Here is a 14222-nt window from a genome sequence, read left to right on the forward strand (position 1 = left end):
CCTCTACCGAACGCGCCGCTTACCTAGCAGGAACCGTCATGATCCAGTCGTCCTCATCTCCGGGTGAGCAGGAAGGTATTTCCCGCTTCATAGCCATCCTGCGGGAGCGGCGCAGAGCCGTCTTCATCTGCTTTCTCGCCAGTTTCATAATCGCGGCAATCGGCTATGCGCGAAGTCCGATAAAGTACAAGGCAGAGGCAACCCTTGCACTCGATGTCCGCAAGCTTCAGGCGCTCCCGACCGAATCCGTGGTCTCGCCGCTGCCGCAGGAAAGCCCGGTGCTTCGAACGGAACTCGATATCATCGGCTCTAGGTCCATGGCCGAACGGGTTCTCGTCATCCTGCAGAAAGATCGGATGCTCGAAGGGCGGCAAACAAAGGTTGACCGCGCGAATACCGACGCGACCGTTCTCGGCAACGACGCCGAGACATCGAAAATGATCGACACCCTCATGACCAATGTTCGCGTGATGAACGATGGCCGGTCGTATACGATTTACATCTCCTATTATGCCGCCGATCCGGCACTGGCCGCGAAAGTCGCCAATGCTTTCGGAGCAGCCTATATCGACTACCAGATCGACCTCCAGACGACGGCAACCCGGCGCGTCAGCGCCTGGCTCGGGGAACGGCTCGTCAGCCTTCGGACGGAACTCGAGGAGTCCGAACGCCAGGCGTCGCAATTTCGCGAAAAATCCGGATTGATCGACACGGGCGGTCTTCCCCTGCAATCGCAGCGTCTTTCAAGCCTGAATGTCGAGCTGACAACGCTCCAGGCCAAGCTGGCGGGATCAAGGGCGCGGCTGGCGACAGCGCTCGCACTTCAGAAAAGCGGCGATGGGCTCGGGATCACCGAAGTTCTGTCCTCGCCGACGATCCAGCTTCTGAGGGCCGAGCAGGCAAGGGTCATCCGCGCCATCGCGCAGATCGATGAAAGCGGCGCCGTCATGAGCCCGGAGCGGCCGCAACTATCCTCCCAGCTCAGTTCACTCAACAAGCAGATCGATGCAGAAATCTCGCAGATCATCGCTGCCTTGCGCAACGAGATCGAGGTCAACGAAAAACAGCGACAAGAGGTGGAAGCAAGCCTCAACGATGTGCAACGGGCGATTTCCACGACCGATATGGCAATGGTTCAATCCGGGCAACTTGACCGGGAAGCGGCAGCAAACCGCTCGATCTACGAGACATATCTGGCCCGCTACAAGCAGACTATCGAACAGGACGGCATCGCGACTGCGGAGGCGCGGATCATATCGAGCGCCATGCCGTCGCGCAAACCGACCAGTCCCGACGAGGGTCTGTGGGGCCTGATTGCGCTTCTGCTCGGGTGCAGCACCGGTTTGGCGGCGGCTTTTGTCCTGAATTTCACCGACCGGTCCGTTGGCTCCATCGCGTCCCTTCAGCAGAAAACCGGACTTAACGTCATCGGGCGCATCCCGCGCATTTCCTTCGGGGAGTTCCAGAACAAGCCGGGCAAATTTAGCAGCGGCGCGGCGGATTTCTACAGCGCGTTTGCCGACCTTCAGACCCACATACAATTGGCGGAGAGCAAGGCCAAGGTGATCGCCTTCACCTCTTCGGCCGATGGCGAAGGCAAGACCTTCGTGATTGCCAACCTTGCCAGATCGCTTGCGATGAGCGGCGTGAAGCTGCTGCTGATCGATGCCAATCTGCGAAATCCGGCTCTCGGGTCGGAATTCGATGTGGGATCGGCCTCGCATGTTGCCCAGGCCGTCAACCGTGAGGTATCGCTGGATGACATCATCCAGTGCGACCAAGCCTCGGGCGTCGATATCATCATCGCCGAGAAAAGCGACCTGCCGCCCAATCTTGTGCTTGGAAGCAAGCGCTTCGCCGCACTGTTTGCCGAGGCGAGACAGCGATACGAACTGGTATTGATCGACGCGCCATCCATTGCCTATGACCTCGACTTGCTGCGGATCGCCACTCTTTCGGACGCCGTCTCCTTCGTCGTTCGGCAGGAGGTCGCCGATGGCACGGGCATGAAAAACGCCGTCCTCAAGCTCAGGGTCGCGGGCCGGCCGATCACGGGCATCATCCTCAACGGCATACGACGCCCGAGAAAGCGTCAGCCGCCGGTCTGGCCGAGGATTTTCCGCGACTGGAACACAATTTTCAAGCTGCGGAAGCGGGTGACCAATCTGCGCCCGCCGGCTGTCGTCCATACTGAGAGGTGAAAAATGCGCTTCGTTAAAAGGTCCAGAGGTCTTTCCCCGACGATCGCAGGTGCGACCTTGCTGTCTCTGGCGGTTTGCCCGCTACCAGCTGTTGCCGATGGCACCAACTACAAGGTCGTCACCGGCGACGTCCTAACGATCTCCGTCTATGGCGATGCGGGCCTGACCGGTCTTTTCCCCGTCAGTGCAGATGGCACGATCGGTTATCCGCTGCTTGGCAACGTCAACGTGGTCGATCAGACGGTGAACGAAATCGGCGCGCGGATCAGCCGTGATCTCGCAACCCATGTGGCAAACCGCTCGGTCGCCGTCGCGATCAAGGAATATGCGCCGATCTTCGTTGTCGGCGACGTCCAGAAGCCGGGGAAATATGAATTCCGTCCCGGCATGATCGTGCTTGAACTCTTCGCACTTGGCGGGGGATTGCGGGAACCCAATACACAGAGGGATACCTCGGGCATGCAGCTGATCGCCGCCCAGCAGGAGTACGAAGACATGTCGATGCAGCTCTTGTCGCAGGACATTCGGCGTGTGCGGCTGGAAGCGGAACTGAACGACACCGAATTCGAATATAAGGGCGACGACATCGGGCTTGTCCGCGATCGCGGCGCGCTGGAGAAGATCGTCGCCTCTGAAACAGGTCTGTTTCGCCTTCGCCTGTCGGCGCAGCAGGACGAAAAGACCAATCTCGAAGTCCAGCGACAGAACTTCATTCAGGAAATCGATACGCTTGAGAAAAGCAACGTCATGCGCAGCCAGCAACTCGATTTGCTCGACATGGACGTCAACGCCTCGAAGGAACTTGTCACGCGCGGTGCCGCGTCTGAATCCGCCCTTAGAGAACGCAAGCGCGAGTTGCTGTCCATGAACCAGCAGGTGCTCGAATCGACATCGTTTCTGGCGCGCGCCAAACAAAACAAGAGCGAAGTGGAGCGGCGTATTCTGGAGCTGAAGAGCAAAAGACATAATGACGCGGCGACCGAGTTGCGGGAAACCTCGCTGGACATCATGCGCTTGAAGAAAAAACTGGCCTTCAGCCTTCAGTCCATGGCCGAGATCGGCTCGACCGCGCGGCGGGTTTCCAGCCTTGAGGACATGATCGAAACCAAGTTCGCCATCGTGCGTCAGGTGGCCGGCACGTATCGCGAAATGGCTGCCGATGAGCATACGCAGGTCCGCGCGGGCGACGTCGTCCGCGTTCGCCTGTCGGTATCCGGCAAAGATCCGGTTTCGGCAGCGGTCGTCACGGGAAGCGTCAACTGAATCATTTCCAATAAAGTGCATAGCGGTTTCACGCCCGGAAAATGCGTTAAACACGTCCAGCGACGTGGTCTGGAGGCGAGCTGCCCTTCCTTGAGCCGCCTCCCACAGCAGCTACCGCTTTTGGAGAGCTATGGCACGAGCCCGCAATCTGCTATCCCGGATAGTCTCCTCCAACGATCTTCAAGGGAGATAATCAAAAGAGCCTGCCACGTTCCAATCGGCAGGCCTCCACGTCCTCCAGAGAAGAGAAACAATCGGCACATGTGCCGGGGAGACGGAGATGGAATCGGCAATCGTTCCGGTGGGTTATCATATGGTCAGGCAGAGTGCCGTCATCATCATGAACGGCGAAAAAGGACTGCAGCCCATCCATGTGACGCAAGAAGCCCTGAACGACATTCAGTCGCCACCGCAATGCGATGCGCAACGTCTGGCGCAATTCGTCGAGGTTTTTGCAACGATAGCGGCATCCAAAATCGAGAAGGGGATGTTTGCATTCGACGGCCAGATCTGGATCACGGCGACCGACGTCCGGGCCTGGCTGAAATTGGCGGCGGACAACAGGCCAGCCAACTGACTTTTTGAAAACTCTAAGGCTTTAATCGTTTTGCCGTTAGCCAAAGCGTGAAAATCCGGTAGCCCTACCGCTTATAGTCAGATTGAACCGAAGCGATAAAAGCGTTTTCTAAAGGTTGCCCGCCGCCCCCTGAAACTTTGGCGGGACCCCGGTAACTGGGGTTACCTGGCAACTGGGAGGGCTCGCTCGTTCAACCGGGCGAGCCAATTTTCGTTCTGCACAAACGGTGAGAGCGCCGGCAAAAAATTGCCACGTCAACGGGTTCGAATTGAAATGGGCAAGAGGTCACTGGAACCACAGATCGCTCGCCACTCACCGAGTAACGAACGATCCGTCGGGTCCCCTCGCCGAAATGAAAAAGAATGGGCACGGCTCTCAATGCCGCAAGGTGCCCATGCCCCCGATTTATTGAGCCATAGTCGCCACTTTCCAGCGGCCCGTCAATTCACCGCAGATACGTCATTAGGGGTAGTTTGCCGGGATTCTCCGGGGAAAAGAGCGCCGTTCAATGAGGTGGTGGCCCCGCAGCATTGACGGGCGATTGAACGGTGCTGGCCGCTGGCCCAACGTTTCCCGTTGCAAAACCGCTCCATGTAGAGCCGACATTTACCCAGCTGTCCTGCGGATGCATCGTCACGAAACCCGCACTTTGAACAGGCCCTGGCGTTCCTCGGGTAAAATGATTGTCGTAGAGCACCGTGTTGATCCGCCTTGAGCGTTCGGCCGGTCCGGCCTTGAAGCTGCCGTCGTGCGTCCACATGAGTTTGTAGGCATCTACGAAGCCGTAACGGACGTTGGCGAAGGTATTTCCATCAAAGACCGTCCCATTATAGTCGGCGCCGGGATGGTTCCAGGTTTCATATTCGACGCCGATATAGGCGATATCCGTGAACCTGTTCCTGCGATAGATATTCCCCAGACCGCCCCAGATGCCGGCAACCCCGGAATCCGCGAATGTCGTACCGACATAGAGGCCGCTGTTGCTGCGTGTCACACTGTTGTTGGAATATTGCAGGAAATACGGGCTAAGTCCCCGCGTCGAGTCCAGCGCAACCGTCATCATGCCGTGTCGCATCTGAGAGATGCGGTTGCTGTCGACCACCACGTCATAGACGTTGCCGTAGAGAAGAACGCCGGTGGAATCGGAATCATGCTCCGCATAGCTTGCCCTGCCATCGAACACATTATCGTATATCACGGCTCTCGATGCGGTCGCTGCCAGAGCAAAACGGCTCGTTCGATCCGGCACGACATTCCAGGGTTGCTCGAGCAGAACAACAGAACCGTCCGTCGACGCGATGTGACGGTGTTGCCCGGCCCCTCGCCCGCCAACGATGACGAGATCGAAGCCGCCCGGCGTGGCATCCCCCAGATCCGACAGTGACTTGAAAGTAACCGAGTTCGAGGAAGCGCGGACGAAATCGTTTTTAAGCTTGCTCCCGACGATCTCGAAGCAGATCTGTTCGCCCTTGTTGCAATCGACCTTGGTGCAGTCGTGGGGCGCGGCGTTTCGCGAGATGTTTTTCTCAAAATAGAGGTTTCGAATGCTCCCGAAATGCGCCTGGCCAACAAAAAAACGTCCGATGCCATGACCGTCGTCGCGGCTTTCATCCGCATTTGTCAGCTCGTTGCCCGTCATGGCGAAATCGCGCCCACCCCATAGCGCGACGACGGATTCGCCGTAACCCGTCATCCGGAACCGATTATTGGAGAAAAACACTTGCCGGCTCGCGCCGTAAAAGGATCCGTTCTCGATCAACTCGGACGCATGCACAAAAAGACCTACGGTGTCCTGGGCATCGAACGCCGGCACGCCCCAGGCGTCGATACGTACGGAATCCAGCCGTGTGTTTTTGGCGTTGCGCAAAGCAAGAAGAGGTTTACCCGCAATGTTGCGGTTGGCATTGAGGGTCAGGTTTCCGAACCGGGTGTCGTCGCCATTAACTACAACCATGCTCTGATCAATCCCGTGGTTCAGCCTGATCTCCGTTTTGTTCACCCCTTCCCCGAACCACGCCACATTGGCGGGCGCAATCAAAGGCTTTGTCACGAGATAAATCCCGGCGGGGAAATACAAAACCGATGGCGCCGTTGCGGCCGCGGCGTCGAGCGCGCGCAAGATGGCTGCGGTGTCGTCGGTCATGCCATCGCCCGTTGCACCGAACTGCCTGGCATCGATGCGCTTTTTATCCTGCGCCGCCCATGGCGATTGCGACAGGACCTCAAGTGTCAGCGGACCGCTCCAGCCGAAGCGGCCGCCATGCGTATTGTGGACCCAAACTTCATAGTTGCCCGGTGGCAGAGCCGGCACCTCGAAATCGACCTTGAAGGGGTTGACGGAGATTGCCGGAACATACCAGCCGGCAACAGCGACCGGCTTGATATAGAGATAGGATTGGCTGGTCCCGTTGGACCGCGAAAGGTTGCGTCCATAGACCGAGACGATGGCTCCCGGCGCTGCGGCATCGGGCCCGATCCACCAGCTTTCCGTGCGATTGATTGCGAAGCTGCGCCCTTGAACAGTGCTACCCTGGGGCCTGATCAGGTAGGTGGACCATGAGGGAAGCGTGGCTGGCAGCAGCAGCGTCGCCGCCGTCGCGTCAGCCGTCAGCGGCGCCAACGGGGTCACCACGCCCTCCGCGACACCGGGGTTTTGCGAAAAGACTTCGAAACCCGTTCGTCCATCGAGATCGACACCGGTCATCGAGACAACCTCGCCAGGGCCCGCCGTTCTCGAAATTTCTGAGATTGCCGGCCCCTTGCCGCCTACCTCTGTCCAAGGTGGATTGAAGGCATCCGCATCATCCGGCAATCGTGGTTCTGGAACAGGTATCGGGAAACCGAACTGCCGTGGATCAGGTTGGCTGGCTTGCTCTTGCCCTCCCCGCACCGCAGGCTGCCCGGCAGACGAGAGACCCGAAAATGCGAACACAAGGGCGGCAAGCAAAATCGATAATATCAGGGCATTTGGCGATCTCATCTTGCCGCTTGTCGTAACATATCCGATTGCAGCGGCTTCGGTTGTCGCCACCACTCATACAAATCCTGAATTCCGTATCTGAGTTCGACCGTCGAGTTCCAGCCAAGCGCGTTGAGCCGCGAGCAATCGAGCAGCTTTCTGGGGGCTCCATCCGGTTTGCTGGTGTCAAAAACGATCTGCCCATCGTAGCCGACGATGCCTGCAATCAGGTGGGCGAGATTGCGGATGGATATCTCCCGCCCCGAGCCGATGTTGATCAGCGGAAAATGCGCCGATGATTTCATGAGGAAGCAACAGGCATCAGCCAGATCGTCCACATGGAGAAACTCACGCAGAGGACTGCCCGTACCCCATAGTACAATCTTGTTCTGGCCGCTGATTTTCGCTTCATGCATTCTCCTGATCATCGCAGGAATGACGTGTGAGCTTTGCGGATCGAAATTGTCGTTCAGCCCGTAAATATTGGTCGGCATGACGGAGACGCAATTCAGGCCGTACTGACTGGAGTAGAATTGAGAAAGCTTGAGCGCCGCGATCTTCGCAATCGCGTAGGCCTCGTTTGTTGGCTCCAAAGGGCCTGTCAAAAGGGAATTTTCCGTGATCGGCTGCGCTGCGAATTTCGGGTAGATGCAGCTAGATCCCATCCAGAGAAGCTTTTCAACACCGGTATCGGCAGCCGATTTCATGATATTCATCGAAATTAGCGTATTGGTGTAAAGAAAGTCCGCCGGATAGGCCGCATTTGCTGCGATGCCTCCAACCTTGGCGGCAGCGACAAAAATGACCTCAGGTCTTGCCGCCGCCATCCATTGCTCCGTCTCGTGCTGTCGGGTCAAATCAAGCTCGCTGCGAGAGACTTTGAGAATTTCGCAATTTTCGCGCTGGAGACGTCGCACGAGTGCCGAGCCGACCATTCCGGTATGGCCGGCAACCCAGACGCGCTTGCCATTCAAGCTGAACGGGATTTCTTGCGATTTATGCGACGAATTCATTTCTTCCCTCTTCCAACATCACGAGGCGAAGATCCGCTTCGACCATTTCCTGAACGAGGTCGCAAAAGGAAGTCGTGTGGCTCCAGTTGAGTTTCCTGCGCGCCTTGCTGGGGTCGCCGAGAAGAAAATCCACTTCCGCGGGACGAAAATATCTGGGATCGATTTCGATGATCGTATTGCCGGTTTTGGCGTCGTATCCCACTTCGTCACTGCCATCGCCGTTCCACTCGATGGTCTTGCCGACCACGCCGAAAGCAAGCTCAACGAATTCCCGCACCGTATGTGCCTCGCCGGTTGCGAGCACATAGTCCTCGGGTATTTCCTGCTGCACGATGCGCCACATGCCTTCAACATAATCGCGCGCATGCCCCCAGTCCCTCTTTGCGTCGAGATTACCAAGACGCAGCTTGCTCATGAGACCGCGTTCGATGGCGGCAACGCCGCGCGTGATTTTCCGCGTGACGAATGTCTCCCCGCGAATGGGGCTCTCATGGTTGAAGAGAATGCCGTTGGATGCGTGAAAGCCGTAACTTTCCCGGTAATTGACCGTCATCCAGTATGCGTAGAGTTTTGCCGCAGCATAGGGGCTTCTCGGATAGAACGGCGTACCTTCGTGCTGAGCAACAGTGCCCATCCCCCCGAACAGCTCCGATGTGGACGCCTGATAAAACCGGCAACGGTCGCCGAGGTTCAGAATGCGCATGGCTTCCAGCAGCCTCAGCGTGCCAAGCGCATCCGCATTTGCCGTATATTCCGGCGTCTCGAAGCTGACCTGGACATGGCTTTGGGCGCCGAGATTGTAGATCTCGTCGGGCTGGACCTCCTGAATGACCCGGCACAGGTTCGTGGCGTCCGTCAGGTCACCGAAGTGCAGACGAAAGCGGAGGTTTTCCTCGAAAGGATCTTGATAAAGATGATCGATCCGGCCGGTGTTGAATGAGGAAGACCGCCTTTTCAGGCCGTGCACGATATATCCCTTGGCAAGCAGCAATTCACTGAGATAAGCGCCGTCCTGCCCGGTTACGCCGATAATCAAGGCTCTCTTGTCTACCATCCACCACATCTCCCAGCGGTTCCGGCCCCGGATGGCGCCTCCTTGAAAGGTATAACGAGGCCCTGCGCATCGGCAGCATACCAAAAGGGAGAGGACGGCCGGTCAGAACTGGCTGATTCACTGTCCACCACGTCGACATCTGCCTTTAAGAGGAGGCAGGGTGGGTATCCCCGCTTCCGACTTAAGCCTTTTGGTCGAGTTGCAGGTCACGCAGGCCGTGCCAGACTTCAAAAATACAACGCCGGGTCGCGCACGATCTTTACGATAACAGGGAGCGCGAGACGACATCATCTACGGTTCATGGAGGCGGATTGGATGGGTACGTTCGCGACGACTTACGAAAAAATGCAGAACTTCAACTGGCTGACGCGCTTTCTGCATGCAGGCCGCTATCGAAAGCTGCTTGAGGTCCTCGAAACAGTGCAGAAGGACGTCGGCAATCGGAAGGTCAGAATACTGGATATCGGCTGCGGCCCCGGAACCGCGGTCGGACATATTCTGGAAAAATTCGACGTTGATTACGTCGGTATCGACTACGATCCAATCTTCATCGAGGCCGCGCGCAATCGCTACAGCAACTACGAAAACTGCCGTTTCATCGTCGGCGACGCCACCGACGAGAGCCTTTACGAAACGATCGAGGCCGACATCGTCATCGCGCTGGAAACGCTTGAACATATCCATCTCAACCGCACCGTCCGTGTCATCGAGCACGTCTGCGCGATCGTTCGTCCCCGCATTTTCCTGGTTACGGTACCCGTCGAAGTCGGGCCAGCCGTATGGATCAAGAACTGGGGTTCGGCCCTCATGGGCTACAACCGGCAATCCGGCAATCTGAAAGAGACTTTTTGGGCAGGCTTATACCGGCTGGACCGGGTGCCCGCGCACCATACGTCACATCAGGGCTTCGACTGGCGGTGTCTGGCGCAGCTTATCCGCGTCAACGCGCCCCTGCGCGAAATCCGCAGCCTGCCGTTTTCTTTTGTTCCACGCTTGCTCAGTCCGAACGTCGCGCTGATCGCCGAGCCGGTAAAATCGAGGATCGATCTGGCAAACGATGACCCCGAGGCATGGAAGATCAACCATGGCCAGACGGCCTGGAACCAACAGCATATTGTCGACGGTGCCGTTGCAACCGATGCTGCGCGCCACGCCAAGTCCTCGTCAACATGGTCGATGCGCCTCAAGGGATTGCTGGGAATGGGCCTCGCCACCATGCCATTTGCCTGGCATCGCTGGTCTTACATTTCCATTTCCCCAGACGAACTGCATTCATCGCATTTCCTTCTGACGATCGACAAACACTTGCTGCGGCCTCATCAACCGATGGAGGGCGACATTATCGTCCTTGCGGGGCAAGCCATTGTTCAACGCATTTCTGAGGCCAGCTATCTGCTGATCTAGGATAAGGACTTGTCAGCCGCAGCGAGCGCAGAGAAGACGAAAGTCGGACATGGATCGTTCCGGGTTGCGGACATCCACAAGTGGACCGCCAACGCCCGTCAAACCCGATATCGCAGGGCCTCCAAAACCCTGACGAACGCCGGTGATGCCTGGCGACGGCTGGGGTAATAGAGGTAATATCCGTCCCAAGGCGGGGAATATTTCTGCAACACGCGAACCAGCCGGCCGTCTGCGACATAAGGAAGGATCATTTCCTCCGGGATGTAGGCAAGCCCGAAGCCGTCAAGCGCGGCTTCCAGCGAATTGAAACTGTTGTTGAAGGCGAGCTGGCCATCGACCTTGATCTTGATCTCGCGGCCCTTGTCCTCGAACTCCCATACATAAAGGCCGCCGGCACTCGGCAGCCGGAAGTTGATGCAATCATGGCCGACCAGGTCCTTGGGATGCCTCGGGTGTGGTCGGTTCTTGAAGTAGGCGGGCGACCCGACGACAGCGAGACAAAAGTCGGGACCGATCCTTGCGGAGATCATGTCTTTCGCGAGATGTTCACCCATACGCACCCCCGCATCATAACGCTCCGTCACGATGTCGGTCAGTCCGTTGTCGAGGATCAGCTCGACCTTGATGTCGGGATATTGAGGCAAAAATTTTCTGAGTTTGGGCCAGAGGACATAGGTGATCGCGTACTCGGCGGCGACGATACGGATCGTTCCCGCCGGCTTTTCCCTCAGTTCGTTCAACGCATCGACATGCGCTTCGATCTCATCGAAATGTGGACCGATCCCGTTTAGCAGCCGCTCGCCCGCCTCCGTCGGCGAAACCGCTCTGGTCGTCCGCATCAGGAGACGCACGCCTAACCTGGCTTCAAGCTGGCGAAGTGTGTGGCTCAATGCTGACTGCGATACGCCCAGCTTCGCCGCCGCCCGGGTAAAGCTCTGTTCTCGGGCAACAGCAATGAAAGCTGCAAGATCGTTGACGGTATCGCGTGCCATTCATGAGCCTCCTGCATCCAGACCTGTTGATTATGGCATAATGCTCATGCCGCACTAACAGAAAAAGAGCCCGCTTTGGGCGGGCTCCTGAGCTGTTACGTCACTGCCGAACGTATCAAGCCGACAGGTGCTGCTCAAAGAAGCTGGCGAGCTTGGTGAAGGGGATCACATCCATCTTGTCGTAGAGGTCCGTGTGGCTTGCGCCGGGAATGACATGGAGTTCCTTCGGTTCGGCCGCCGCCGCATACGCGGTCTCTGCGAAATAGAGAGAATGGGCCTTCTCGCCATGAATGAATAGAACCGGACGCGGCGAAATTTCCGCGATGTAGCTCAGGATCGGCATGTTCATGAACGAAATTGGCGTTGTCTGCGACCAGGCGTTACGGGAGTTGACCGCCCGCTTATGATAACCGCGTGGTGTCGAGTAGTAGTCGTGATAATCGACCATGAACTGCGGCGCGTCGGGTCCGACTTCCGCGTTGTAGGCCGCCTGATAGGCAGGTGTACCCTTTTCCGCATCGACCCACCGCTGGCGGCTCAACTGTTCCAGGGTCGCCGTGCGCTGCTCCAGCGTGACGCTGTCGTTGTAGCCCTTGGACATGACGCGGGTCATATCGTACATGGTGCTGGCAACCACGGCCTTCACACGCTTGTCCGAGGCCACGGCATTGAGCGCCATGCCACCCCAGCCGCAGACACCGATGACGCCGATCCGTTCGCGATCGACTTCGGGACGCAGGCCGATGTAGTCCACAGCCGCGCTGAAATCCTCGGTGTTGATGTCGGGAGACGCGATATTGCGCGGTTCGCCGCCGCTCTCACCTGTATAGGAAGGATCGAATGCCAGAGTGACGAAACCGCGTTCGGCCATCGTCTGTGCGTAAAGGCCGGACGATTGTTCCTTGACCGCGCCAAACGGTCCGCTCACCACGATTGCGGGGTTTCCGACGCTGTTGCGGGTTTTGGGCATGTAGAGGTCGGCCGCCAGGGTGATGCCATAACGGTTTTTGAACGAGACCTTCTGGTGATCGACCTTCTCGCTCTTCGGAAAAACCTTGTCCCAGTCCTGCGTCATCTTCAATGTTTGCGCCTCTGCCTTCGAAACCGCCATCACTGACGCCGCGCCAATCGCGGCGATGCCGACGCCCGTAATCTTGAGAAGGCCACGGCGGCCCATGTCCAGGCCCTCTCCCGTAGAAGCGTTTTCGTTCTGATTGCTCACTTCACTCTCCATTGTCGTTGCCGTGACGAGCGGCCGGTGGGCTGCTTTGAGGGGTGATGCAGCAGCGTCGCTCAAAAGATAGATCGGAGATTGTCGCGAGATTAGACCGCGGCGAAGGCATGCCGTCATGAGCGATATTCATGAATGAACCGAGCCCTTGCATCGACGTGGATAATGCGCAAGCAGGCCGGGCGCGGCTAAACAAGACCCTTTGATGAGCATCGTTCATGAACGCATCCCGTGACAGGCGGCTAATTGCAAGATGCTTCATGACTTATGTTCACCTCGCTGCCTCCCATCAGGGGCGGAAGACCGTTGAAGAAATAGTCAAGAAAAGCTGCCGTACCATGTCCATAGAAACTACAATTTCCACAGGGGAAGCCAGATCCCGATCCGCAAATTGGGGCGGTGTGTTGGCGATGACGCTCTGCGTTTTCGCCCTGATCGCGTCTGAATTCATGCCTCTCAGCCTGCTGACGCCGATCGCGGATGAACTGCGCATCAGCGAAGGATCGGCCGGACATTCGATCGCGATCTCCGGCGCTTTCGCCGTCGTCACGAGCCTCTTTGTCTCGTATCTCGCGGGAGAGTGGGACCGTAAGCTGCTGCTGCTTGCCCTGACGGCACTTATGGCCCTTTCTGGCGTGACCGTGGCGATCGCACCGAACTATGAAATATTCATGGTCGGGCGCGCGCTCATCGGGATAGTGATCGGTGGGTTCTGGTCCATATCGGTGGCGACCGCCATGCGTCTTGTACCGGAGCATCTCGTTCCCCGAGCGCTTGCAATCTTTAACAGCGGTAACGCGCTGGCAACTGTCGTTGCTCCTCCGCTCGGCGCGTTTCTCGGATCGATCATCGGTTGGCGAGGTGCCTTCTTCACTGTCGTCCCCGTCGCGGCGATCGCATTCCTGTGGCAGCTGGCAAGCCTCCCTTCCATGAAACCTCTCCCCGGGAAAACGTCAAAGAATGCATTCAGGTTACTGAACCGTCCTTTGATCGCTATCGGCATGGCATCGGTCTCGGTCTTCTTCATGGGCCAGTTCACACTGTTCACCTATGTCCGCCCGTTTCTCGAAACTGTGACACGAGTAGATATCTCGATACTCACCTCCATTCTTCTGGGCATCGGCGTTGCCGGCATCGTTGGCACCAGCCTTATCGGTTACTTTCTCGCCAACCGCCTGTATCGCGTTCTGATCGTCATCCCGGCTCTGATGGCGGTGACGGCCATGATACTTGCTGCCTTCGGCAACAGTCTCCCTGTCGTGGCGATAGCGCTTGCGGTCTGGGGAATGATCGCCACTGCAGCGCCAGTGGGTTGGTGGGCGTGGCTCGCCCGCTCACTGCCGCAGGACGCGGAAGCCGGAGGTGGTCTCATGGTTGCGGTCATCCAGCTTGCGATATCAGCCGGTGCGATAGTGGGCGGATTTCTTTACGACGCATCCGGCTACCGCATGACTTTCCTGGCAAGCGCAGGTTTGCTCCTGGCAGCGTCAGCGCTGGCATTCAAATCATCGAGAATACCCTCGTAAAG

Annotated in this window: 10 protein-coding genes; 5 read left to right on the top strand and 5 right to left on the bottom strand. The window is 57.7% G+C overall.

From position 1 onward, the window contains the following. Positions 1-38: 38 nt before the first annotated feature. From ACQZ45_RS19810 to ACQZ45_RS19820, 3 genes are all read left to right on the top strand, one after another. Positions 39-2201, top strand: coding sequence for a GumC family protein (locus ACQZ45_RS19810; protein WP_025596040.1), 2163 nt, complete (start codon positions 39-41; stop codon positions 2199-2201). A 3-nt stretch (positions 2202-2204) separates the two neighbouring features. Then, positions 2205-3464: a polysaccharide biosynthesis/export family protein gene (locus ACQZ45_RS19815; RefSeq protein WP_025596039.1), complete on the top strand. Its 1260-nt coding sequence runs from the start codon at positions 2205-2207 to the stop codon at positions 3462-3464. 280 nt (positions 3465-3744) lie between these two features. Then, the gene (locus ACQZ45_RS19820) at positions 3745-4041 is read left to right on the top strand and encodes a hypothetical protein (protein ID WP_013761300.1); all 297 of its coding nucleotides are present in this window, start codon (positions 3745-3747) and stop codon (positions 4039-4041) included. 505 nt (positions 4042-4546) lie between these two features. Here ACQZ45_RS19820 and ACQZ45_RS19825 read toward each other — a convergent pair. From ACQZ45_RS19825 to gmd, 3 genes are all read right to left on the bottom strand, one after another. After that, positions 4547-6745, bottom strand: a complete 2199-nt coding sequence (locus ACQZ45_RS19825; protein WP_448742504.1) for a glycosyl hydrolase family 28-related protein — start codon at positions 6743-6745, stop codon at positions 4547-4549. Between the two features lie 272 nt (positions 6746-7017). Then, positions 7018-8013 (bottom strand): GDP-L-fucose synthase family protein, encoded by a 996-nt coding sequence (locus ACQZ45_RS19830; RefSeq protein ID WP_025596037.1) that lies wholly within the window; start codon positions 8011-8013, stop codon positions 7018-7020. Next, entirely contained in the window at positions 7997-9067 is a 1071-nt protein-coding gene (gene gmd, locus ACQZ45_RS19835; protein ID WP_025596036.1) for a GDP-mannose 4,6-dehydratase, read from the bottom strand. The genes ACQZ45_RS19830 and gmd overlap by 17 nt, the downstream gene beginning before the upstream one ends. A gap of 315 nt (positions 9068-9382) precedes the next feature. Between gmd and ACQZ45_RS19840 the strand changes: the two genes are divergently transcribed. Further along, positions 9383-10471 carry a class I SAM-dependent methyltransferase gene (locus ACQZ45_RS19840; protein WP_025596035.1) on the top strand — a complete coding sequence of 363 codons (1089 nt, stop codon included), beginning with the start codon at positions 9383-9385 and terminating at the stop codon, positions 10469-10471. A gap of 98 nt (positions 10472-10569) precedes the next feature. On the opposite strand, the gene ACQZ45_RS19845 is transcribed toward ACQZ45_RS19840, so the two are convergent. Both ACQZ45_RS19845 and ACQZ45_RS19850 read right to left on the bottom strand, forming a co-directional pair. Next, complete coding sequence (locus ACQZ45_RS19845; RefSeq protein ID WP_013761305.1) at positions 10570-11463, bottom strand: LysR family transcriptional regulator; 894 nt, start codon at positions 11461-11463, stop codon at positions 10570-10572. A gap of 115 nt (positions 11464-11578) precedes the next feature. Further along, on the bottom strand, positions 11579-12640 hold the full coding sequence (locus ACQZ45_RS19850; RefSeq protein WP_111789122.1) for an alpha/beta hydrolase: 1062 nt from the start codon (positions 12638-12640) through the stop codon (positions 11579-11581). Between the two features lie 464 nt (positions 12641-13104). Here ACQZ45_RS19850 and ACQZ45_RS19855 point away from each other — a divergent pair, with 464 nt between their 5' ends. Next, positions 13105-14220: an MFS transporter gene (locus ACQZ45_RS19855; RefSeq protein ID WP_025596033.1), complete on the top strand. Its 1116-nt coding sequence runs from the start codon at positions 13105-13107 to the stop codon at positions 14218-14220. Positions 14221-14222: the final 2 nt, after the last annotated feature.

This window comes from Agrobacterium sp. 16-2014-1-2a, assembly GCF_053522705.1.

Coding starts and splice junctions, on each gene's coding strand:
- ACQZ45_RS19850 (WP_111789122.1), bottom strand. CDS start 12,640: ATGGGCCGCCGTGGCCTTCTCAAGATTACGGGCGTCGGCATCGCCGCG.
- ACQZ45_RS19830 (WP_025596037.1), bottom strand. CDS start 8,013: ATGAATTCGTCGCATAAATCGCAAGAAATCCCGTTCAGCTTGAATGGC.
- gmd (WP_025596036.1), bottom strand. CDS start 9,067: ATGGTAGACAAGAGAGCCTTGATTATCGGCGTAACCGGGCAGGACGGC.
- ACQZ45_RS19845 (WP_013761305.1), bottom strand. CDS start 11,463: ATGGCACGCGATACCGTCAACGATCTTGCAGCTTTCATTGCTGTTGCC.
- ACQZ45_RS19815 (WP_025596039.1), top strand. CDS start 2,205: ATGCGCTTCGTTAAAAGGTCCAGAGGTCTTTCCCCGACGATCGCAGGT.
- ACQZ45_RS19840 (WP_025596035.1), top strand. CDS start 9,383: ATGGGTACGTTCGCGACGACTTACGAAAAAATGCAGAACTTCAACTGG.
- ACQZ45_RS19820 (WP_013761300.1), top strand. CDS start 3,745: ATGGAATCGGCAATCGTTCCGGTGGGTTATCATATGGTCAGGCAGAGT.
- ACQZ45_RS19825 (WP_448742504.1), bottom strand. CDS start 6,745: ATGACCGGTGTCGATCTCGATGGACGAACGGGTTTCGAAGTCTTTTCG.
- ACQZ45_RS19855 (WP_025596033.1), top strand. CDS start 13,105: ATGACGCTCTGCGTTTTCGCCCTGATCGCGTCTGAATTCATGCCTCTC.
- ACQZ45_RS19810 (WP_025596040.1), top strand. CDS start 39: ATGATCCAGTCGTCCTCATCTCCGGGTGAGCAGGAAGGTATTTCCCGC.